The organism is Bacillus cereus group sp. BfR-BA-01355 (genome assembly GCF_022663675.1).
Taxonomy (GTDB): Bacteria; Bacillota; Bacilli; order Bacillales; family Bacillaceae_G; genus Bacillus_A; species Bacillus_A thuringiensis_S.
Window position 1 is genome coordinate 1 of sequence record NZ_JAKUFY010000118.1, and the last position, 16,703, is coordinate 16,703.

The window sequence follows — 16,703 nt, forward strand, 5'->3', positions numbered from 1 at the left end:
AAATTATCTACAATTTTTATTCTCTTACACAAATATTGTTACAATCTCTCCTATTATCCTATCGTTATTTTCAAATAACTTTACACACGTAACATAACAAAAGCCATCCAAGATAATTAGATGGCTTTTGTATGTTACTCTATCGTTTCAACTTCACGTGGATTTTTCATCTCTTCCACATACACAACTCTAAATCCGTGATCTTCTAAATCTTTCAATAATGTCTCTAATTCACCGTCGTTAAACTCTTCTCCTAATGTAAACATAATTCTACGAACTAATAAGGCATCATTATCAAAAGTCATCAAACTTTGAATACCAGTGTATTTCTTTAAAACTGTCGATAACTTTTGAATTGCTCCATTATAGTCTTGCGTTCCAATCATGACAGAGTATTTACTAGAGTGAACGCCCCATGCATCCTCTAATAACTCAAAAACTTTTTTATGCGTTAAAATTCCAAGGAAAATCCCTTTTTCGTCAACTACTGATAAATATGGCAATTTTTTTATTGTAAAAAATACTTTAAAGAAAGATGAATCTTCTCTCACAAATCCTTCTTTATCGTTTAATAATTGTATTACACTCTCATCAAGCGATCCTTTATATTCTAAAATATCTACTTTATATATATTCCCTAAAAATTTCTCTTTTTTTTCATCTAAAACTGGTACACAACGATACCCCGTTTTATTTAAATGCTCTAACGCTTCCCCTATCGTAATCGAACTTGAGCACAGTAAAACTTCCCTTTTCGGCACGTAATTCCCTTTAATCCTCATAAAAAGCCTCCTTATGTTAAAATACTTTCTGTGCCATAACTATATTATATTTTCAGAAAAAAATAAATAATTTATTTTATTTTTCTGAAAATTATCCATTTTCTTGTCATAATTTATTCATGAATCCTTCACTTGCACTTTCTTCAGCATCTAAAACCCTTCCTCTGAATTCTGAATCACTTCAATGTATCATTTGTACGGACCTAGTTGCTTTTTAGAAAAGTAATGATTTGTCTCCTTACTTTTCATTAATATATTTCCTTTTATAATTAAAAAATAGGTAGCTATTAGAAAGTAGATCACCCCAAATAACCAATCCAAATTTGTAGCCAGATTGTGTAAAAGAATATATCTCATATATACATAACCAATTGGAACATGTAGTAATACAACCGCACCTAATCCCGGATTATATATTGTTTTAGCTTTTATATTCGCAAAAATACCATGCCATATGAATTGAAAAAATCCCATTAAAATAGGTGCCAACCCAAGCCATATTATATTTTGAAAGAAAACCGGGAGTAAATAAAAAACATACGTAATCAAAATATTTATTACCATAGCAGATTGCGTATTTAATGGATAGCGATCTGGTATATCACTTTTAAATATAACTACATTAAATAGACCAGCAAAATAACCTGGCCAACGATACTCTTCAAATTGATGCACTAAAATGGCCACAAAACTTAACCATAACAGGACTTTTATTTCACTCATTTCTCCCAAATTCGCGACTAAACAAACTACGACAACAATAGCGACCACTAATCCTATATCACACCAATGCTTTCTAAAGAAACTAGCCATCTCTATCACCCACTATCTCAATTTTTATAAAAATAGCGTTCAAATAGGAAATCAATCTGTTTTTCTACAGATGGTACTTTTATATCTACCCCTGATTCGAGAATTGGCATCATTAATGTGGGAAGAAAAATAGATCCAAATATTTGTACTGTCATCATCATTAAAATTTCCTGATCCGTTTCATTCGTTATTTCGCTCAAAATATTCTTCACTTTACTAAAACCTAGCCTCTTCAAAAAATCCCCATATTCGTATTGAGATGTAAATGCCGTAGTTCCCATTGCAATAATCTTCCTAACTAACTCCGGATATTGCCGAATTACTAGTACATAATCCAATAAAAATATTTTTAATCTTTCTTTTGCTGGCACTGTAATATTATCTAAAATAGAAAAAGTGCCTTGAAAGCTAATTAATAAGACTCTAATCGTCTCACTAATCAACTTTTCTTTTGAACCAAAATGGTAATTTACAAGCGCGATATTTACATCTGACAATGCTGCAATTTTTCTTATCGTTACCCTTTCAAAACCTTCTTTTTTAATTAATTCCAATGTTGTATTTAAAATCTTTTCTTTCGTTGATACGTTTTCATTTCCCTCCAATTTATATCCCCCCTCTAGAATTTATTAGTTAAACAAAGATTTAAACACCGTTTAATTATATGGTATCACTTTCAAATTAAAAAAATCTATTTAGTCCTTTCGACACTTCCCTACATTTCTCTTCATTCCATACAAAAAGTGTGAAAATGCAAAACTGTTCACGCTTTTTGTATTCGTACTGTTACATACCCGTTTCTGCTTTATATTTCATACATAAAATAGATTTCTAAAAAGAATTTAAAACTATCCATATACCGATACTTAAAGAAAAATATATTGTAACTTGCTCCAAAAACGGCTAAAATAAGAATAAGAATTTTCTGAATATTCCAAGAGTAGGTGGTTTATATGTCCTTATTACGCTCACATATATGTAAATTTATAATTGGTGTTATTGTTATTTTTTCCATAAGTCCTATTCCAGCTCTTTTTATTACACACAATTACTCTTATCAAAATGGATTTATTAGCATTTTTCAAAACTTCGCACAGCTTTCTTCTATATCAATTCCAAAGGTTGATTGGATGCATGAATCTATCTTTTTCTCAGCAAATCAAATGATACATACTTCTAATCATTCAACACCATTATTCCCTTACATATGGGAAATATATTTTATATCGATTGTTCGTTTTACTTTTACCCTTGCGATCGGATTTTTCATAAGTTTGGGTATCGGCCATTTATTTTTCAAAGTACCTAACTTGTTTAAAAAGTTTACTACTGTATTGAATTGGATACCTTACTCTTTTTGCACTGTAGTATTACAATGTTCAGTCTTATTACTACTTCTATACGTCGCACAATTTATAAACCTTCCTTACTACTCATCTTTTATCATCGTATGTAGTACTTCCATGATTATCGTTATGCAAGCAATAAAAAAATGGATTCCTTTCTTGAAAAACACAAATGAATATGAAATAAAACATGATTCTTTTCTTGTGGATACATTATTTTTGGCGCTTACTTCGAATCATAAATCAATTTTAGGTTCCATTATTCTTTCATTCGTTTTTATGGAATGCGTTTTTCATACAAGTGGACTGTTACAATTTATCGTTCAATTTGGCGGAAATTCACCCATAATTGTTACAGTCAGCTTATTACTACTCTATATCCCATATAGCATACTTTCTTTCCTTCAAACACTATGGACCACAAACTACTCCAAGCAACAGTCATATACTTTAACAAGAAGTGTTCCAAAACCTTAATTTGAAATTACCCTCTATAATCTAAAAGTAGGGGGTTATTCCTTTTGTATAGCGGACAAAATAACAGCAAATTCAAAAACTATTACAGAAACATACCAATATTTACCCTTTTCCTTTGACTATTCTTTTCATTTGGATTTATTATAAAAGTATAACATAATTGCAGGAGGTGACATCTTTATTCCAAACCTTGGAATAGAGAACACACTTGGACATATTAAATATTTTTCTCATATTTGTACTTATTCTTATTTCTGGCTTTTTCGTCGCATCAGAATTCGCTGTTGTAAAAGTACGTAAAAGTCGAATTGACCAACTTGCAAATGAAGGTAATAAACAAGCTTTAGCTGCAAGAAGTGTCCTATCTAATTTAGATGTTTATTTATCAGCTTGTCAACTCGGCATTACGATCACTTCTTTAGGGCTTGGTTGGCTTGGTGAACCGACTGTGGAGCATATACTACGACCGCTCTTTGAAAAAATTAATATTACTGGAACAATGGCTAACACTTTATCTTTTGTTATTGCTTTTAGTGTTATTACATTTTTCCACGTTGTATTAGGTGAGTTAGTCCCAAAGTCTTTCGCAATTCAAAAAGCAGAAGCAATCACACTCAAATTTGCAAGACCACTTATTTTATTTGATAAAATTATGTATCCATTCATTTGGCTACTAAATAGTGCAGCTATATTTTTCACAAAACTACTCGGATTAGAACCTGCGAAAGAAAATGAACTTGCTCATTCTGAAGAGGAATTGCGACTCATATTAGGTGAAAGTTTTAAAAGCGGTGAAATAAACCAAACCGAATATAAATATGTAAATAACATTTTTGAATTTGATGATCGAGTTGCGAAAGAAATTATGGTTCCTCGTACCGAAATGATTTGCTTATCTACTGAAAATACGTTAGAAGAAAATATGGATATCGTCGCTACTGAGAAATATACACGCTATCCAATCATTGAAAAAGATAAAGATGATATCATTGGGATGATCAATACGAAAGAAGTATTCCATGATCAAACGAAAGGTATTTATAAACCACTTGAATCTTATATACATCCTGTTCTAACTGTATTTGAAACAGTTCCAATTCGTAAAACGTTAGTCCACCTTCAAAAAAATCGCGTTCAGATGGCAATCGTTATGGATGAATATGGTGGCACTGCCGGACTTTTAACGATGGAAGATATTCTTGAAGAAATCATTGGAGAAATTCAAGATGAATTCGATGCGGATGAACCACCTATGATTGAAAAACGTACACCTAAGCTTACTGTTGTAGATGGAAAGGTACTTATTTCTGAAGTAAATGATATGTTTGGCCTACATATTGATGATAGTGATTTAGATACAATCGGAGGGTGGATTCTCTCTCAAGCAGTTGACTTAAATATTGAAGCTGGCTATTCCATTGAATATGCTGGTTTTCAATTTAAAGTATTAGAACTTGATGGACATCAAGTCAAAAAAGTTGCTGTACATAAACTAGATATTAAAAAGGAGCTATAAAGTGACTGTTTTATTAACAATTTGTATCATTGCCTGTTTCATTGTTTCATTTCTCGCCTTTATTTATCCCATTATCCCTGGCATACTAGCTGTCTGGGCTGGATATTTGATTTACCATTTCGGTATAAATGGAGGAGAATTAACAACTTCTTTTTGGATTATTCAAGTCATTTTCACTCTTTTCATTTTCGTTGCTGATTTTATTGCAAATGGATATTTCTTAAAAAAATACGGTAGTTCTAAATGGGGCGAACGTGTCGGAATGATTTCTATCATTGTTGGATCGTTTTTCTTCCCACCATTCGGACTTATTATCATACCGTTCTTATCAGTATTTATAACAGAACTAGTGCATAAAAAAGCGCCAAAAGATGCCTTTCTAGTTGGAGTCGCTACTGTAGTTGGTTTTTTAAGCAGTACAGTAGCGAAAGCAATTCTCCAAATCATTATGATTATCATCTTCGTATGTTATATCATCTTTTAACCATCCCGACTTCGGGATGGTTTTTTAATATGCAATACCTACTCGGCTATTTTCATATATGTTTTTCTTACATAGATCCCATGCAAAGTGTGCCGTATCACCCACTGTAATTTTTGATCCACCTTCTGGCAATATATCTTTTTCAGTTCGATATACCTCTGTCGCCTCACCATCTATTAAATGTGTCGGACAAACAACTGTCCAACATAAATTATTACTATTACTTAGTACCTTATATGCAGCCAAATGATCTTCTGCTGCTGTTGTCGTTTTCCTTTTGGATTCCGTTGATTGGAAACGATATAAATTTGGATTTGTTCTTGCTTGTAAAATACCGGCTGTTCCTACTGTAATAATTTTATGAACCCCTGCTTCTTCCATTTGCTTTATAATTTGTGGCATACTCTTCGCTAATGTTCTATTTTGATCCGTTCCAAGTGCACTAATTACTATATCACTTCCTTCTATCGCTTTCTTTATATCCTTTTCGTTCAATACATTACCTTCTATAACTCGTAACCTTTCATGTTGTATTTCTATTCTATTTAAATCACGCGCTAATGCAGTCACTTCAGCTGAATCCTTTAATGCTAAATTAATTATATTTGAACCTACTCGTCCTGTTGCTCCCAATATACATACTTTCATTTGTTTTCCCCCTCTTTCATTCTCTTTCTATTTTTCAATAATCTCAATCAATTTACAACAAAAAAGCTTCCTCATATAAAAGAGGAAGCTCTATTATTACATTATTTCTTTTCTTTAGAATCCGTAGACTTCTCAGTTCCGCTTGTTTCTTTATCCTTTTTGTCCTCTTGTTGTGTTGTTGTTTCGTCTTCTTTCTTCTTGTCCTCACCTTTACTACAACCTACCATTAATAAAGAACTTGCAAGTGCCATAGCAGTTAATGATTTAACCCATTTATTCATTTGCGTTTCCCCCTTGTGATAGAATATGTACAACCTCATATTACTCTCTATTTTTAAAGAAGAGATTGAAAAACAGTAAATATACGGTAAATTTTTGTAAATTTTCTGATAACAAAACCTAATTTAAATTTATATATTTCATTTCCAATTGATACACAATAAAACTAGTTTTCCCCTCTCAATGGACGTAAAAAAACTAAGGCGCATACCATTCCGCCTTAGTTTCTCATGCAAACTTTTCATTTTCATATAGATGTGTAATCTTATATTCCTTCTTCATAACATATTGCCACACACTATAAGCGTAACGGTTCATTTTCAAGAAACAATTTTCCAAAAATGAGCGAAACTCCGGATTAGCAACTTCCACTGCAACTTGAGCAAACTTTAAAGCTAATCGTTTCAAGTGCGCAATATAACAGGTTGCAATATGAATATCCCCTGTATATTTACTAACTGTTTCCTTTTCCATTTCATGCAAACCAAACTCCGTTGTTTCACAGGTTATATGCTGCACATTCTCTCCTTCTTGAAAATTTACTTGTTCATTATATGCTTGTAACATATATGGTAAATGGTGCTGTAATAGATTTTTTAATTCTTCGTCTCTGACCTTTCCAGCATACTCTCCAACCTTGTATATTAGCATATAACTATATCTCATTAATTCTTTCATACAGTCCATTAAAGCGCCTCCCTTCTCTTTTGTCCATATGCTATAAATATGATGCTAAAACATTCGCTATTCTTGCTAAAAACCAATCCCATCCACTAATTTTCTCAAAATCTTCTTCAGAAAATCGTTTTGATTTATGAAAGTCTACCTGTAATCGACTCCATACTTCATCAACAACTGTTTTATCATATATGATACAGTTAGACTCGCAATTTAAATAAAAACTTCTATTATCAAAATTCGCTGTCCCAATATCAACAATTTCTCCATCAATGATTGTTACTTTCCCATGAAAGAATCCATTTCGATATTGATAAATCTCCGCTCCAGCATGTAACATATCTTTCAAATATGGATAGGCAGCTTGTTTTAACAATATGGCATCACTTTTAAATGGCACGAGAATTTTTACATTAACACCACGATTTAATGCAGCTTTTAACTCTTTCACCATTTCTTTACTTGGTACAAAATATGGTGTAGCGATAATTAAAGACTTTTTAGCCTTTTTTAAAAGTGCCCCATACTTTTCCCATAAGCCTTTTCCATTTGAAAATAAATATTGATATTTCACATTCCCTAATGTAGGTATACTTTCATGTATAGGCATTTTTTCTCCTGTATCTTCTTTCCAATCTTCGGCGAACTTTCTTTCCATATCCGCTGCACCATCACCATGGATGCGCACGTGATAATCACGCCATGGCCCAAACTTCGGATCTTGTCCAAGGTACTCCTTTCCGATATTAAAGCCACCGACGTATGATATCTTTCCATCTATGGTAACAATGCGTCTATGATTCCGTTGATGCAAAGAATAGAACACATTTTTCAGTTTCAGTTTTTTACTAAATGTAAACTTCACACCGTTTTCCTTTAATCGGCTAATTACCTTTTTCTTCAACTTATATCCGCCTATCCGATCGACTGACAATTTCACTTCTACTCCGCTAGATGCTTTTTTCTCTAATAACTGTAAAAACTCTTGGCTTATTTCATCTTTTCCTACAATATAAAAATGGATATATATATACTTTTCTGCATCGTTTATATCGTCAAATAATTTTCTATATAACTCTTCACCGTTCGTATATAGTTGAAATTCACCTAATCGAACTTGTCCTAATTCATATTCACTAGCCATTTCCTTCCCCATTTCCACATCGATGTTCATCCAAATGAATACACCTATTAAACAAAGAATTATAGCGAAAAAGTGCTTCATGGATAAATTCCTTTCTCCACTTACTGTTATTTCTATATCTTCCCTTTTTTATTACATTATCATTCAAGAAAATATGTCATTGCATGATATATGTCCATATCAAACAATAGCTCATTTGCATATTGTATGTTGTATCTTAAAATAAAAGGAGGAAATAACAATGGGCTTCGCACATGGTAATGGATTTGCGCTACTAGTCGTATTATTTATCCTCTTAATCATCGTCGGTGCTGCTTGCTTCTGCTAAGTAGCTACTGTCATATGATATGTGGATGAAAAAACTATAAAAGCGGACACCTATTTTTAGGTGTCCGCTTTTCATTTTAAAACCATTTCCGCCTACTATAGTAAATTAAATGGCTAAATATTCATCTCAAAAGGTTAACAATGTGGCTACTTTCTTACTCTCTGCCTTACGTATATGACGCTGTTCTGCACGTAACACAGCAATACGATGTAATTCTTTCTCTTCTTCTGTTTCAGGGATAACACGCGGTACAGGAACTGGATTATTTTCCTTACTAAGTGCCACAAAAGTAACGAATGACGTTGCCGCTATACGCTTCTCACCTGAGATTAAATCTTCAGCCACTACCTTCACAAACACTTCCATTGAAGTTCTTCCCGTCCAAATTACGAAAGATTCATAACTAACACAATCTGAAGAACGAACAGGATGTAAGAAATCGACCCAGTCCATAGATGCTGTGACACATTCCTTTCTCGAATGTCTGGATGCTGAAATAGAAGCAACCATATCCATCTCCGCTAATATCTTCCCACCAAATAGCGTGTTATGATCATTTAAATCTGTTGGGAATACTCGGCTCGTTTTGAACACCCTTGACTCATTGGCTGTTTTCCCCTTTACTTCTGTGATTGTTATCACCCCTTTAATGATTTATCCCTAATATTTCAATAATCACTATACGAAATGAACTACACGTTTAATATTAACAACATTCAGAACTTTTAGTCCACAAAAAAGAACCGATCTTATCAATCGGCCCCTCTAAATACATATTGTTCTTTCGGCTGTTCAACTTTATTCCATTTCGTTACTTCTAATACAGGAATATTCGCATGAAACGGCTGATAAAATTCAGTAGAAATTTCTCCCTCTATTTGAATCCAATCATCATTTTTCCATTCTACACCTTCTGGTTTTTTCACTAACATACCATACACACCAGAATCTGCTACACAATGTATAATACCGAAACGGAATAAGAAGTATTGTTCTTTTTTAGAAGAATCATCTCTAAAAACAAACCCTTTAAAAGATAATTTTTTCCCAGTAAACTCGCCAGGATAATTATAAATTGTTTCCATACCCTTTAGGAAGTCTTCATCTTTCAAATTAATATTGTCTTTCGTAACAAACTCTTTCTTCCCTTTTTCCATTACACCGCGGTATCCTTCTTTCCCGTAATAAATGCTCGTATCAGGTCTTAGAAATTGTCTTGTCATAAATGGATCCTTACTTTCTGCTTGTGCAACAGGAAAATGAAATCCTTTCGCCTTAACAATATCTGAATCTAACGTTGCAATCGGGAAAAATAAGCCTGAGATAATTGGAAAACAAAACAATGAGTACGAAAATGCTTTTTTCCACCATGTATTCTCATCTTTTGAATGATCATGCCCGCAATGGCTATGGTCACAACTGCAATCATTTTTCTCTTTTTCCTTTTGGTGCTCTTTTTGGAAAACGACGATAATTTGTACAATCGTTAAGAAACCTAAAATAATTGCTGCTGTTGTTGATAAATAAGCATACTTCATATTGATATACTTCGTAATGTTACCCGAAATATGAAGCTGCGCAATTAATATTGTAAAACCTAATAATATATACGCTCGAAACATAACCTACCACCCCATCGCATAAATGAGTAGTGAGCTTGCATAAACAACAAGTGTAACTGTAACTGTAACGACAATTACAAATTTCGTTTTAAATGTCGCAAGCATCATAAACATATTTTTAATATCCACCATCGGTCCGTAAACAAGGAACGTGACAAGTGATGCTGTTGAAAATGTACTTTGGAATGATGAAGCAATAAACGCATCCGCTTCTGAACAAAGTGATAATATGTAAGCAAGTCCCATCATAACAGCTGGTGAAGAGAACGGCCCTTGTCCTATAGCAAGAAGTGTTGAAGTTTGTACGAACGTTTGAACTGCAGCTGCAATTAACGCACCTAATACTAAATATTTTCCCATCGAGAAAAATTCCTCAACAGCATGCGTACATACATCCCACATTTTTTTACGTAATGGACGCTTATGATTCACTTCTGGGAAGTGATCATCTCTTAATTGATGTTCTCTAAACATAAATGATAATATAATTCCAACGATAATTGCTACGATAATCGCTACAATAGAACGATACCATACCATGTGCATACTACTTCCAAAGGCAACGTATGTTGCAAATAAAACAACTGGATTAATAATTGGCCCAGTTAACATAAATGCAATCCCCGCATATGGCGGAACCCCTTTTCCGATTAATCGTCTTACAATCGGAACAATTCCACATTCACAACCTGGAAACAACATCCCTAAAAAAGTAGCTACTAAAACAGACAGAAATCGTTTTTTCGGCATCCATTTTGCTACCATATCTTCTGTCACGAACATTTGAATGAATCCTGAAATAAATACACCAATGAGCACGAAAGGAAGTGCTTCGATCAATATGGAGATAAAAATTGTATTCATTTGCAGGAATGCTTTCGGTAATTGAAACAATTCCATGATGTATTTCCTCCAACTTTTCATTAACAATATGTAATTTTAACCCCATTTCATTAATTGGACAAGGTTTATATGGAATACATACCCTTTATATACATTACATTGTACAAGTTATATTCTATTCAAAATTTGAGATTTCATAGCAAAAAAGCTGCTCTAGCGTAGTTATATAACTATGCTAGAGCAGCTTTTTTATCGTTAAAAGTAACGTTTCTTCCAAAAAACAAAAGCTAACGTGAAAGATAGTGTTACACATATGATGAGTACAATTACAAAACCGTGGGCTTCCCCTTCAAACGGAACCTTTACGTTCATTCCAAAGAAACTAGAAACCATCGTCGGTAAAGATAAAATGATCGTAATTGACGTTAACAGTTTCATAACACTATTTAAATTATTTGATATAACGGAGCTAAAAGTATTCATCATTCCACTTAAAATGTGACTATATATTTCCGCCATTTCAATAGCCTGTTTATTTTCAATTAATACATCTTCTAATAAATCTTGATCGTCTTCATACATTTTTAAAAATGTACTATTACGCATTAACTTTTGAATCACAATTTTATTAGCCTTTAATGACGTTGTAAAGTATACTAAACTTTTCTCAAGGCCTAATAATGTGAAAATCTCTTTATTTTTCATTGACTGATTTAATTGATGCTCTAAATCAATTGTTTTTCGATTTATTTGCTTTAAGTATCTTAAATAATAAGTAGAAATCGTATATAAGAGCTGAAGTGCAAAGCGCGTCTTCTTAAACGTATAAAATTCTTTAATACGTTGATTAATAAAACGTTCAAAAATTGGGTTTTCTTCTAAACAAATTGTCACAAAGCAATCTGGCATCACAATCATACCTATTGGAATCGTGTCATAAATCGAATTTCCTTCTTCGTCATGTCTAACTGTCGGAATATCCACGATAATTAAAGTATTATTGTCTTCCTTTTCAATACGAGAGCGTTCTTCATCATCCAAAGGGTCTTTAATGAAATCTAAGTCTACATTTAAAGTTTGTACTAGATATTGAATTTCTTCTTCTGTTGGATGAAGTACATTAATCCAGCACCCCTTTTGCATTTCCTCAATCTCTTGTAGTTTTCCGTTTCGGTCTGTTAAATATATATTTAACATACTATCACCCCGATTCTTTTTACATGTAGGAATCTACCTCTCTTAAATCACAGTTTTTAAACCGCCATTCTCAGCATATGAAACATACGTTTAAATTTCAATAGAAAAATTATTTTGAAAACGTTTTTATAAGAAAAATATTATAAACATAGAAAAAGACAGAGTGCTCTCTGCCTTAAAAGCTTATGTTGCCTTTATAACATATTTAGAAAGCATCCACAAGTTAAACCCAACTGAAATCGTATAGCCCGCGTATGTTGAAATAATAAAACTTACATAATCGAAATACGGAAGCAATACAATATTTAAAACTATTTTCACAATAATTCCAATCACTAGTCCTAGCACCGTCTTCTGCTGTTGATTGATTCCTTGTAGCATAGCAGCCGTTACTGTAAAAAGAGAAAATAGTATGCAAGCAGGAGCATAATACTGTAAAATGATTCTCCCCATCTCTGGATCATTTCCAGCACCGAATAAAAGAGTATATACAGGCTTGGCTAACACAATCATTCCAATTGCAGCCGGCACCGTAATCGCTACTACTAATACATTTGTTCTCGTAAAATGTTTGTACAATAGCTTCGTATTTCCTGCTGTGTAAGCTTTCGTCATCTCTGGTACGAGAGACATACTAAAAGCTGTCGCAACGGATACCGGGATGAGCACAACCATTTGAACAAGACCAATTATCGCATTAATTTTTTCCGCTTCTCCTTGCATATACCCTATTTGTATAAGTAGTTTATTAATTGTAAATGTATCAATAGTCTGATACAACGGAATTGCTAAGCCCACCACAACAAAAGGAATAGAATATGTAAAGAGCTCCTTATACAATGAGAAAAAGGATTTTGTTGTTTGTGGTATACTTGCCATCTCTTTTTTCTTTAAGTGCCTTCTCCTTCTTATATAATATGCACTTAAAACAGTTAATCCACCTACAGCTCCCATAAATGCACCGAACGTTGAAATACCAACCGCTAATGAAACAGACGCTTTTAAAACATATAAAACGACAAAGCTTCCTATTAAAATGGTTAAAACCCGAAAAAATTGCTCTACAACTACACTTAATGCAGAAGGCCCCATCGATTGGAATCCTTGAAAGAAGCCCCTTAATAAACTCATTACTGGCACAAGTATTAACGCAAAACTTACAATTCGAATATTAGTAGTAACCGCTCCTACACTATTCCCCGTTTGATCATTCCCATCGATGACAAGCTTAGCTAAATGCGGAGCTAGCATATATAACGTAAAACACGAAATGACTCCCATTATAAACATAAACACGATTCCACTTTTCAACACTCTCTTAACCGTATGATAATCATTCAGTTGATCATATTTTGATACCATTTTTGAAACTGCAAGTGGTAATCCCATTGTCGCAATGCTGAGCATAATTGTATAGGGGCGATATGCATACGTATATAAAACGTACCCACTCGTACCGACCATTGCTGTAAATGGTATAACATATATAAACCCTAACATTTTTGATATCATCGTTGCCATCGTTAAAAATATCGTTCCACGTATAAACGGTGACCCTTTCATCACATTCCTCCGCTACGCTTTATTATTATACATTATGGACAACTCTTTTTTTTTAGAACCGAACCGAAACAAATAAAAAAAGCCAATGAATTATCATTGACTTTAGCGTGTTGTTTTTTTCTTTTTCAAATATTTTAAACCGAAGTATAGAGCAATAAAAAGAACAGCTCCTATAATTATGTAATGTGTGTAATCAGATGCATACTCTTTAATTTGTCGCCAATTCCCACCAAGTTTTTCACCTAAGTATATAAATAGAATTGACCATGGAATGATCGCTACAACCGTATAAAGCGTAAATAGTTTTAATGGCATCTTAGCTAGTCCTGCTGGAATAGAGATTGCATGACGTACTACTGGGATAAAGCGCGCAGAAAATATTACGCCAGCTCCATAACGCTTAAACCAACCTTCCGCTATGTCTAAATGGTGTTTATTAATAAGCAGATATTTCCCATATTTCTCTACAACCGGACGCCCTCCGTAGTATCCAAGCCAGTATAAAAAGATTTGGGCTAAAGTACCACCAATAGTTCCGGCGATAACTGCACCCACAAAACTAATTTTACCATCCGCTACTAAAAAGCCAGCATACGAAAGTACAATTTCACTTGGGATTACTTCAATCATTAAAGCAAGAGCTACTCCAAAGTAACCTAAGCTTGCAAAAAATTGCAATAACTGATCTATTATGTTTGCTAACATGTTCTTTTTTATCTCCTTTTTTCTTCACATACCATCCCATTATTACATAAAGGCTGCAATCTGCCAATATCTTCATTTTAACAATATGTACAATTCAAGCAGGATTAATCTATTAATTTCTCTTTCTGCGGGTCTTTCATGTAGGCAAACATCTCTTTAATTTGGTCTTCTGTATTTCTAGCAATTGATAAATTAGGCAATTCATTTTCACCAAAAAACTCCACCTCTTCTGTTTCAATGCTAGTTTTCTTTTCTCCACCAATAATCTCGCATCCAATGAAAATCTTATATACATGCGTCGCCGATGGAGATGGTTGATGTTTTTCTTTATCAAATATAGCTAGTAACTTAAAATGATCTACCTCATAACCCGTCTCTTCGACAACCTCTTTTGCTGCAACTTCGGTTGGCGTATAACCGACATCAGCCCATCCACCTGGCAATGCCCATTTCCCATCGCTTTTTTCTTTCACAAATAATAACTTTTCATTTTGAAAAACAACTGCTCTTATATCAACTTTAGGTGTTTGATAGCCTGTCTCACTTGCAAATAATTTCTCTACAACTTCCCAATCAGTTTTTGTGTAATGTGACATCATCGAAATCGAAATGTCTCGTAATTGTTGGAAGCGTTCTATATCGTACACATCCTTAGAATACGTTAAACCTGCTTGGGTTATAGATTGTATTTGTTTTACCCAATCAATCCATTTAATCGTCATATATCCGCATCCCCATTCTCTTTCAAATATATTACTTCACTTTTATTGATACATCTTTATTATACAAAAAAAAAGAGATTGATAACGTTTCAATCTCTTTCAAAATTAATCCAATTCATATAAGTGGTCTTGTATATACTTTCTTCTTTTATTTATATATTCATAAATCATATCAGCCTCTTGATCAAATGTTTCTAATTTTTCTTTCATATATGGATCTTGTAGTAAATATGGACGAATCAATTCACACAATCCTTCTACTTTCGGCCTCATAAACGAAACTGTAAATTGGTCTTCTAATATTTCTTCTAAAATACTTCGATACTGCTTTCTAAACACAGGTATGTCTAACAATCTTGCACTTAGCGTGTTATACCCTTGAATGCGGATATATTCATGATTAAGCGGTCTCCCTTGTACATCTCGCCCCCAAGTCGCATCATAATCCCACGGTATAACTTCAAATAAATTTGTTTCATCGTTATGATATAGTGCATAGTTATGGACAAAACCATCAAAGTTTTGCGTAAAAATAACTCCTGCTAACCATCGTAAATATTTATCTACATGTAGAAACTTCCCAATCTCTTTTTCATAGGCTTCCCTCGTCAAAGTATTCGCTTGAAATACAAATTCACTCAGTTGTTCTTCACTATTTTCATTCGAATATTTAAATTCATAACCCGCAAAGAGCTCCGTCTTAACATCTTTATCTCGTTCACTCATTAATGAAAAATTCGCATCATCATCTATCGCATAATAAATAGAACCACTCGGTAATCCTCTATTTTTCAAAAAGTTTTCATCAACTGATTCTAACTGTAAATACACACCTTGAATTTGACCATTAATTTTTATAAATACATGTTGTGATTTTGGCGAAAGTACACCAATGTTATGAAAAAAGTCTAGCGATAGTTTATTTCGTATGAGAGACGGATCCATAAACTCAGAATTCAAATGAAACTCTTTCGCACCTTGAAATTTTTTTGGTTTATAAAACATAACATGATAAGATTTTTTCTCAAACTCACGAATATGAGCTCCTCGGTATACGATATCAATGTCATATTTCTTTTTTCCATAAGTTAATTTTGCTGGCACTGGACTATCTGACCAAATGTCTTTTTTCAATTCCACTAAGTACATTGGATGAACAAAAAAATCATATGAAGGTAACATATTTTCTCATCCCTTCTCAGTTCTCTTCATTCAATGTATGCGCCTTGTCTTGTCCATACATCCGCTATCATCTATTTATAGAAAATTACACTCTTGTCCTGTTCAGAAAGACGTCATCTCTCATATCATGTTAAGGAAAAAGAATACCTTTTCAACTTAATACATGATAAGGAGGATTTCTATGAAACGTGATATTAGAAAAGCTGTTGAAGAAATCAAAAGTGCTGGGATGGAGGATTTCTTACACCAAGATCCAAGCACATTCGAATGTGATGACGATTGCTCTTCAAAAATTGAGTGTAGCGACGATTGTAAATGCCCAAGAACAAGATGTACTCGTGTGAAACATTGTACATTTGTTACAAAATGTACTC

At 33.3% G+C, this 16,703-nt stretch carries 19 protein-coding genes and 1 pseudogene; 5 read left to right on the forward strand and 15 right to left on the reverse strand.

Features of this window, described 5'->3' with window-relative positions:
- Positions 1-134: 134 nt before the first annotated feature.
- The 3 genes from cbpA to MR167_RS26335 form a co-directional block, all read right to left on the reverse strand.
- Complete coding sequence (gene cbpA / locus MR167_RS26325) at positions 135-782, reverse strand: cyclic di-AMP binding protein CbpA (RefSeq protein WP_001220522.1); 648 nt, start codon at positions 780-782, stop codon at positions 135-137.
- Between the two features lie 189 nt (positions 783-971).
- On the reverse strand, positions 972-1,595 hold the full coding sequence (locus MR167_RS26330) for an HXXEE domain-containing protein (RefSeq protein WP_153599244.1): 624 nt from the start codon (positions 1,593-1,595) through the stop codon (positions 972-974).
- 17 nt (positions 1,596-1,612) lie between these two features.
- Complete coding sequence (locus MR167_RS26335; protein WP_106081291.1) at positions 1,613-2,200, reverse strand: TetR/AcrR family transcriptional regulator; 588 nt, start codon at positions 2,198-2,200, stop codon at positions 1,613-1,615.
- Positions 2,201-2,548: 348 nt separating this feature from the next.
- Between MR167_RS26335 and MR167_RS26340 the strand changes: the two genes are divergently transcribed.
- The 3 genes from MR167_RS26340 (at position 2,549) to MR167_RS26350 (ending at position 5,418) form a co-directional block, all read left to right on the forward strand.
- Complete coding sequence (locus MR167_RS26340; RefSeq protein ID WP_242315865.1) at positions 2,549-3,418, forward strand: hypothetical protein; 870 nt, start codon at positions 2,549-2,551, stop codon at positions 3,416-3,418.
- A 208-nt stretch (positions 3,419-3,626) separates the two neighbouring features.
- Positions 3,627-4,934: a hemolysin family protein gene (locus MR167_RS26345; RefSeq protein WP_000353734.1), complete on the forward strand. Its 1,308-nt coding sequence runs from the start codon at positions 3,627-3,629 to the stop codon at positions 4,932-4,934.
- Position 4,935: 1 nt separating this feature from the next.
- Positions 4,936-5,418: a DUF456 domain-containing protein gene (locus MR167_RS26350; protein WP_000217335.1), complete on the forward strand. Its 483-nt coding sequence runs from the start codon at positions 4,936-4,938 to the stop codon at positions 5,416-5,418.
- 24 nt (positions 5,419-5,442) lie between these two features.
- On the opposite strand, the gene MR167_RS26355 is transcribed toward MR167_RS26350, so the two are convergent.
- The 4 genes from MR167_RS26355 to cls form a co-directional block, all read right to left on the reverse strand.
- Positions 5,443-6,066, reverse strand: a complete 624-nt coding sequence (locus MR167_RS26355; protein WP_000861642.1) for an NAD(P)-dependent oxidoreductase — start codon at positions 6,064-6,066, stop codon at positions 5,443-5,445.
- A 101-nt stretch (positions 6,067-6,167) separates the two neighbouring features.
- A complete protein-coding gene (locus MR167_RS26360) occupies positions 6,168-6,347 on the reverse strand; it encodes a hypothetical protein (protein ID WP_001045962.1) in 180 nt (59 codons plus the stop codon).
- A gap of 226 nt (positions 6,348-6,573) precedes the next feature.
- The gene (locus MR167_RS26365; protein WP_000340543.1) at positions 6,574-7,032 is read right to left on the reverse strand and encodes a spore coat protein; all 459 of its coding nucleotides are present in this window, start codon (positions 7,030-7,032) and stop codon (positions 6,574-6,576) included.
- Positions 7,033-7,063: 31 nt separating this feature from the next.
- Positions 7,064-8,248 (reverse strand): cardiolipin synthase, encoded by a 1,185-nt coding sequence (gene cls / locus MR167_RS26370; protein WP_002083284.1) that lies wholly within the window; start codon positions 8,246-8,248, stop codon positions 7,064-7,066.
- Positions 8,249-8,408: 160 nt separating this feature from the next.
- On the opposite strand from cls, the gene MR167_RS26375 reads away from it, so the two are divergent.
- Positions 8,409-8,495, forward strand: coding sequence for a YjcZ family sporulation protein (locus MR167_RS26375; protein ID WP_000505094.1), 87 nt, complete (start codon positions 8,409-8,411; stop codon positions 8,493-8,495).
- Between the two features lie 126 nt (positions 8,496-8,621).
- On the opposite strand, the gene MR167_RS26380 is transcribed toward MR167_RS26375, so the two are convergent.
- The 8 genes from MR167_RS26380 to cotH form a co-directional block, all read right to left on the reverse strand.
- The gene (locus MR167_RS26380) at positions 8,622-9,128 is read right to left on the reverse strand and encodes an acyl-CoA thioesterase (RefSeq protein ID WP_000141164.1); all 507 of its coding nucleotides are present in this window, start codon (positions 9,126-9,128) and stop codon (positions 8,622-8,624) included.
- Positions 9,129-9,247: 119 nt separating this feature from the next.
- Entirely contained in the window at positions 9,248-10,117 is an 870-nt protein-coding gene (locus MR167_RS26385) for a TIGR03943 family putative permease subunit (RefSeq protein ID WP_000488058.1), read from the reverse strand.
- Positions 10,118-10,120: 3 nt separating this feature from the next.
- A complete protein-coding gene (locus tag MR167_RS26390) occupies positions 10,121-11,017 on the reverse strand; it encodes a permease (protein WP_242315867.1) in 897 nt (298 codons plus the stop codon).
- A gap of 198 nt (positions 11,018-11,215) precedes the next feature.
- Entirely contained in the window at positions 11,216-12,157 is a 942-nt protein-coding gene (locus MR167_RS26395) for a magnesium transporter CorA family protein (protein ID WP_000932389.1), read from the reverse strand.
- Positions 12,158-12,340: 183 nt separating this feature from the next.
- Positions 12,341-13,720: a putative polysaccharide biosynthesis protein gene (locus MR167_RS26400; protein WP_000678844.1), complete on the reverse strand. Its 1,380-nt coding sequence runs from the start codon at positions 13,718-13,720 to the stop codon at positions 12,341-12,343.
- Positions 13,721-13,822: 102 nt separating this feature from the next.
- The gene (gene uptA / locus MR167_RS26405) at positions 13,823-14,425 is read right to left on the reverse strand and encodes an undecaprenyl phosphate transporter UptA (protein ID WP_000880690.1); all 603 of its coding nucleotides are present in this window, start codon (positions 14,423-14,425) and stop codon (positions 13,823-13,825) included.
- Between the two features lie 104 nt (positions 14,426-14,529).
- The gene (locus MR167_RS26410) at positions 14,530-15,147 is read right to left on the reverse strand and encodes an NUDIX hydrolase N-terminal domain-containing protein (protein ID WP_000153595.1); all 618 of its coding nucleotides are present in this window, start codon (positions 15,145-15,147) and stop codon (positions 14,530-14,532) included.
- Between the two features lie 105 nt (positions 15,148-15,252).
- Positions 15,253-16,329: a spore coat protein CotH gene (gene cotH / locus MR167_RS26415; protein WP_000938005.1), complete on the reverse strand. Its 1,077-nt coding sequence runs from the start codon at positions 16,327-16,329 to the stop codon at positions 15,253-15,255.
- 181 nt (positions 16,330-16,510) lie between these two features.
- On the opposite strand from cotH, the pseudogene exsB reads away from it, so the two are divergent.
- Positions 16,511-16,703 (forward strand): annotated as a pseudogene (gene exsB, locus MR167_RS26420) (exosporium protein ExsB); the annotation flags it as partial.

Excerpts from the sequence above, each read along its gene's own strand:
- cbpA (WP_001220522.1), bottom strand. The coding sequence starts at position 782 with ATGAGGATTAAAGGGAATTACGTGCCGAAAAGGGAAGTTTTACTGTGC.
- MR167_RS26330 (WP_153599244.1), bottom strand. The coding sequence starts at position 1,595 with ATGGCTAGTTTCTTTAGAAAGCATTGGTGTGATATAGGATTAGTGGTC.
- MR167_RS26340 (WP_242315865.1), top strand. The coding sequence starts at position 2,549 with ATGTCCTTATTACGCTCACATATATGTAAATTTATAATTGGTGTTATT.
- MR167_RS26355 (WP_000861642.1), bottom strand. The coding sequence starts at position 6,066 with ATGAAAGTATGTATATTGGGAGCAACAGGACGAGTAGGTTCAAATATA.
- MR167_RS26360 (WP_001045962.1), bottom strand. The coding sequence starts at position 6,347 with ATGAATAAATGGGTTAAATCATTAACTGCTATGGCACTTGCAAGTTCT.
- MR167_RS26365 (WP_000340543.1), bottom strand. The coding sequence starts at position 7,032 with ATGGACTGTATGAAAGAATTAATGAGATATAGTTATATGCTAATATAC.
- cls (WP_002083284.1), bottom strand. The coding sequence starts at position 8,248 with ATGAAGCACTTTTTCGCTATAATTCTTTGTTTAATAGGTGTATTCATT.
- MR167_RS26375 (WP_000505094.1), top strand. The coding sequence starts at position 8,409 with ATGGGCTTCGCACATGGTAATGGATTTGCGCTACTAGTCGTATTATTT.
- MR167_RS26385 (WP_000488058.1), bottom strand. The coding sequence starts at position 10,117 with ATGTTTCGAGCGTATATATTATTAGGTTTTACAATATTAATTGCGCAG.
- MR167_RS26390 (WP_242315867.1), bottom strand. The coding sequence starts at position 11,017 with ATGGAATTGTTTCAATTACCGAAAGCATTCCTGCAAATGAATACAATT.
- MR167_RS26395 (WP_000932389.1), bottom strand. The coding sequence starts at position 12,157 with ATGTTAAATATATATTTAACAGACCGAAACGGAAAACTACAAGAGATT.
- MR167_RS26400 (WP_000678844.1), bottom strand. The coding sequence starts at position 13,720 with ATGAAAGGGTCACCGTTTATACGTGGAACGATATTTTTAACGATGGCA.
- uptA (WP_000880690.1), bottom strand. The coding sequence starts at position 14,425 with ATGTTAGCAAACATAATAGATCAGTTATTGCAATTTTTTGCAAGCTTA.
- MR167_RS26410 (WP_000153595.1), bottom strand. The coding sequence starts at position 15,147 with ATGACGATTAAATGGATTGATTGGGTAAAACAAATACAATCTATAACC.
- cotH (WP_000938005.1), bottom strand. The coding sequence starts at position 16,329 with ATGTTACCTTCATATGATTTTTTTGTTCATCCAATGTACTTAGTGGAA.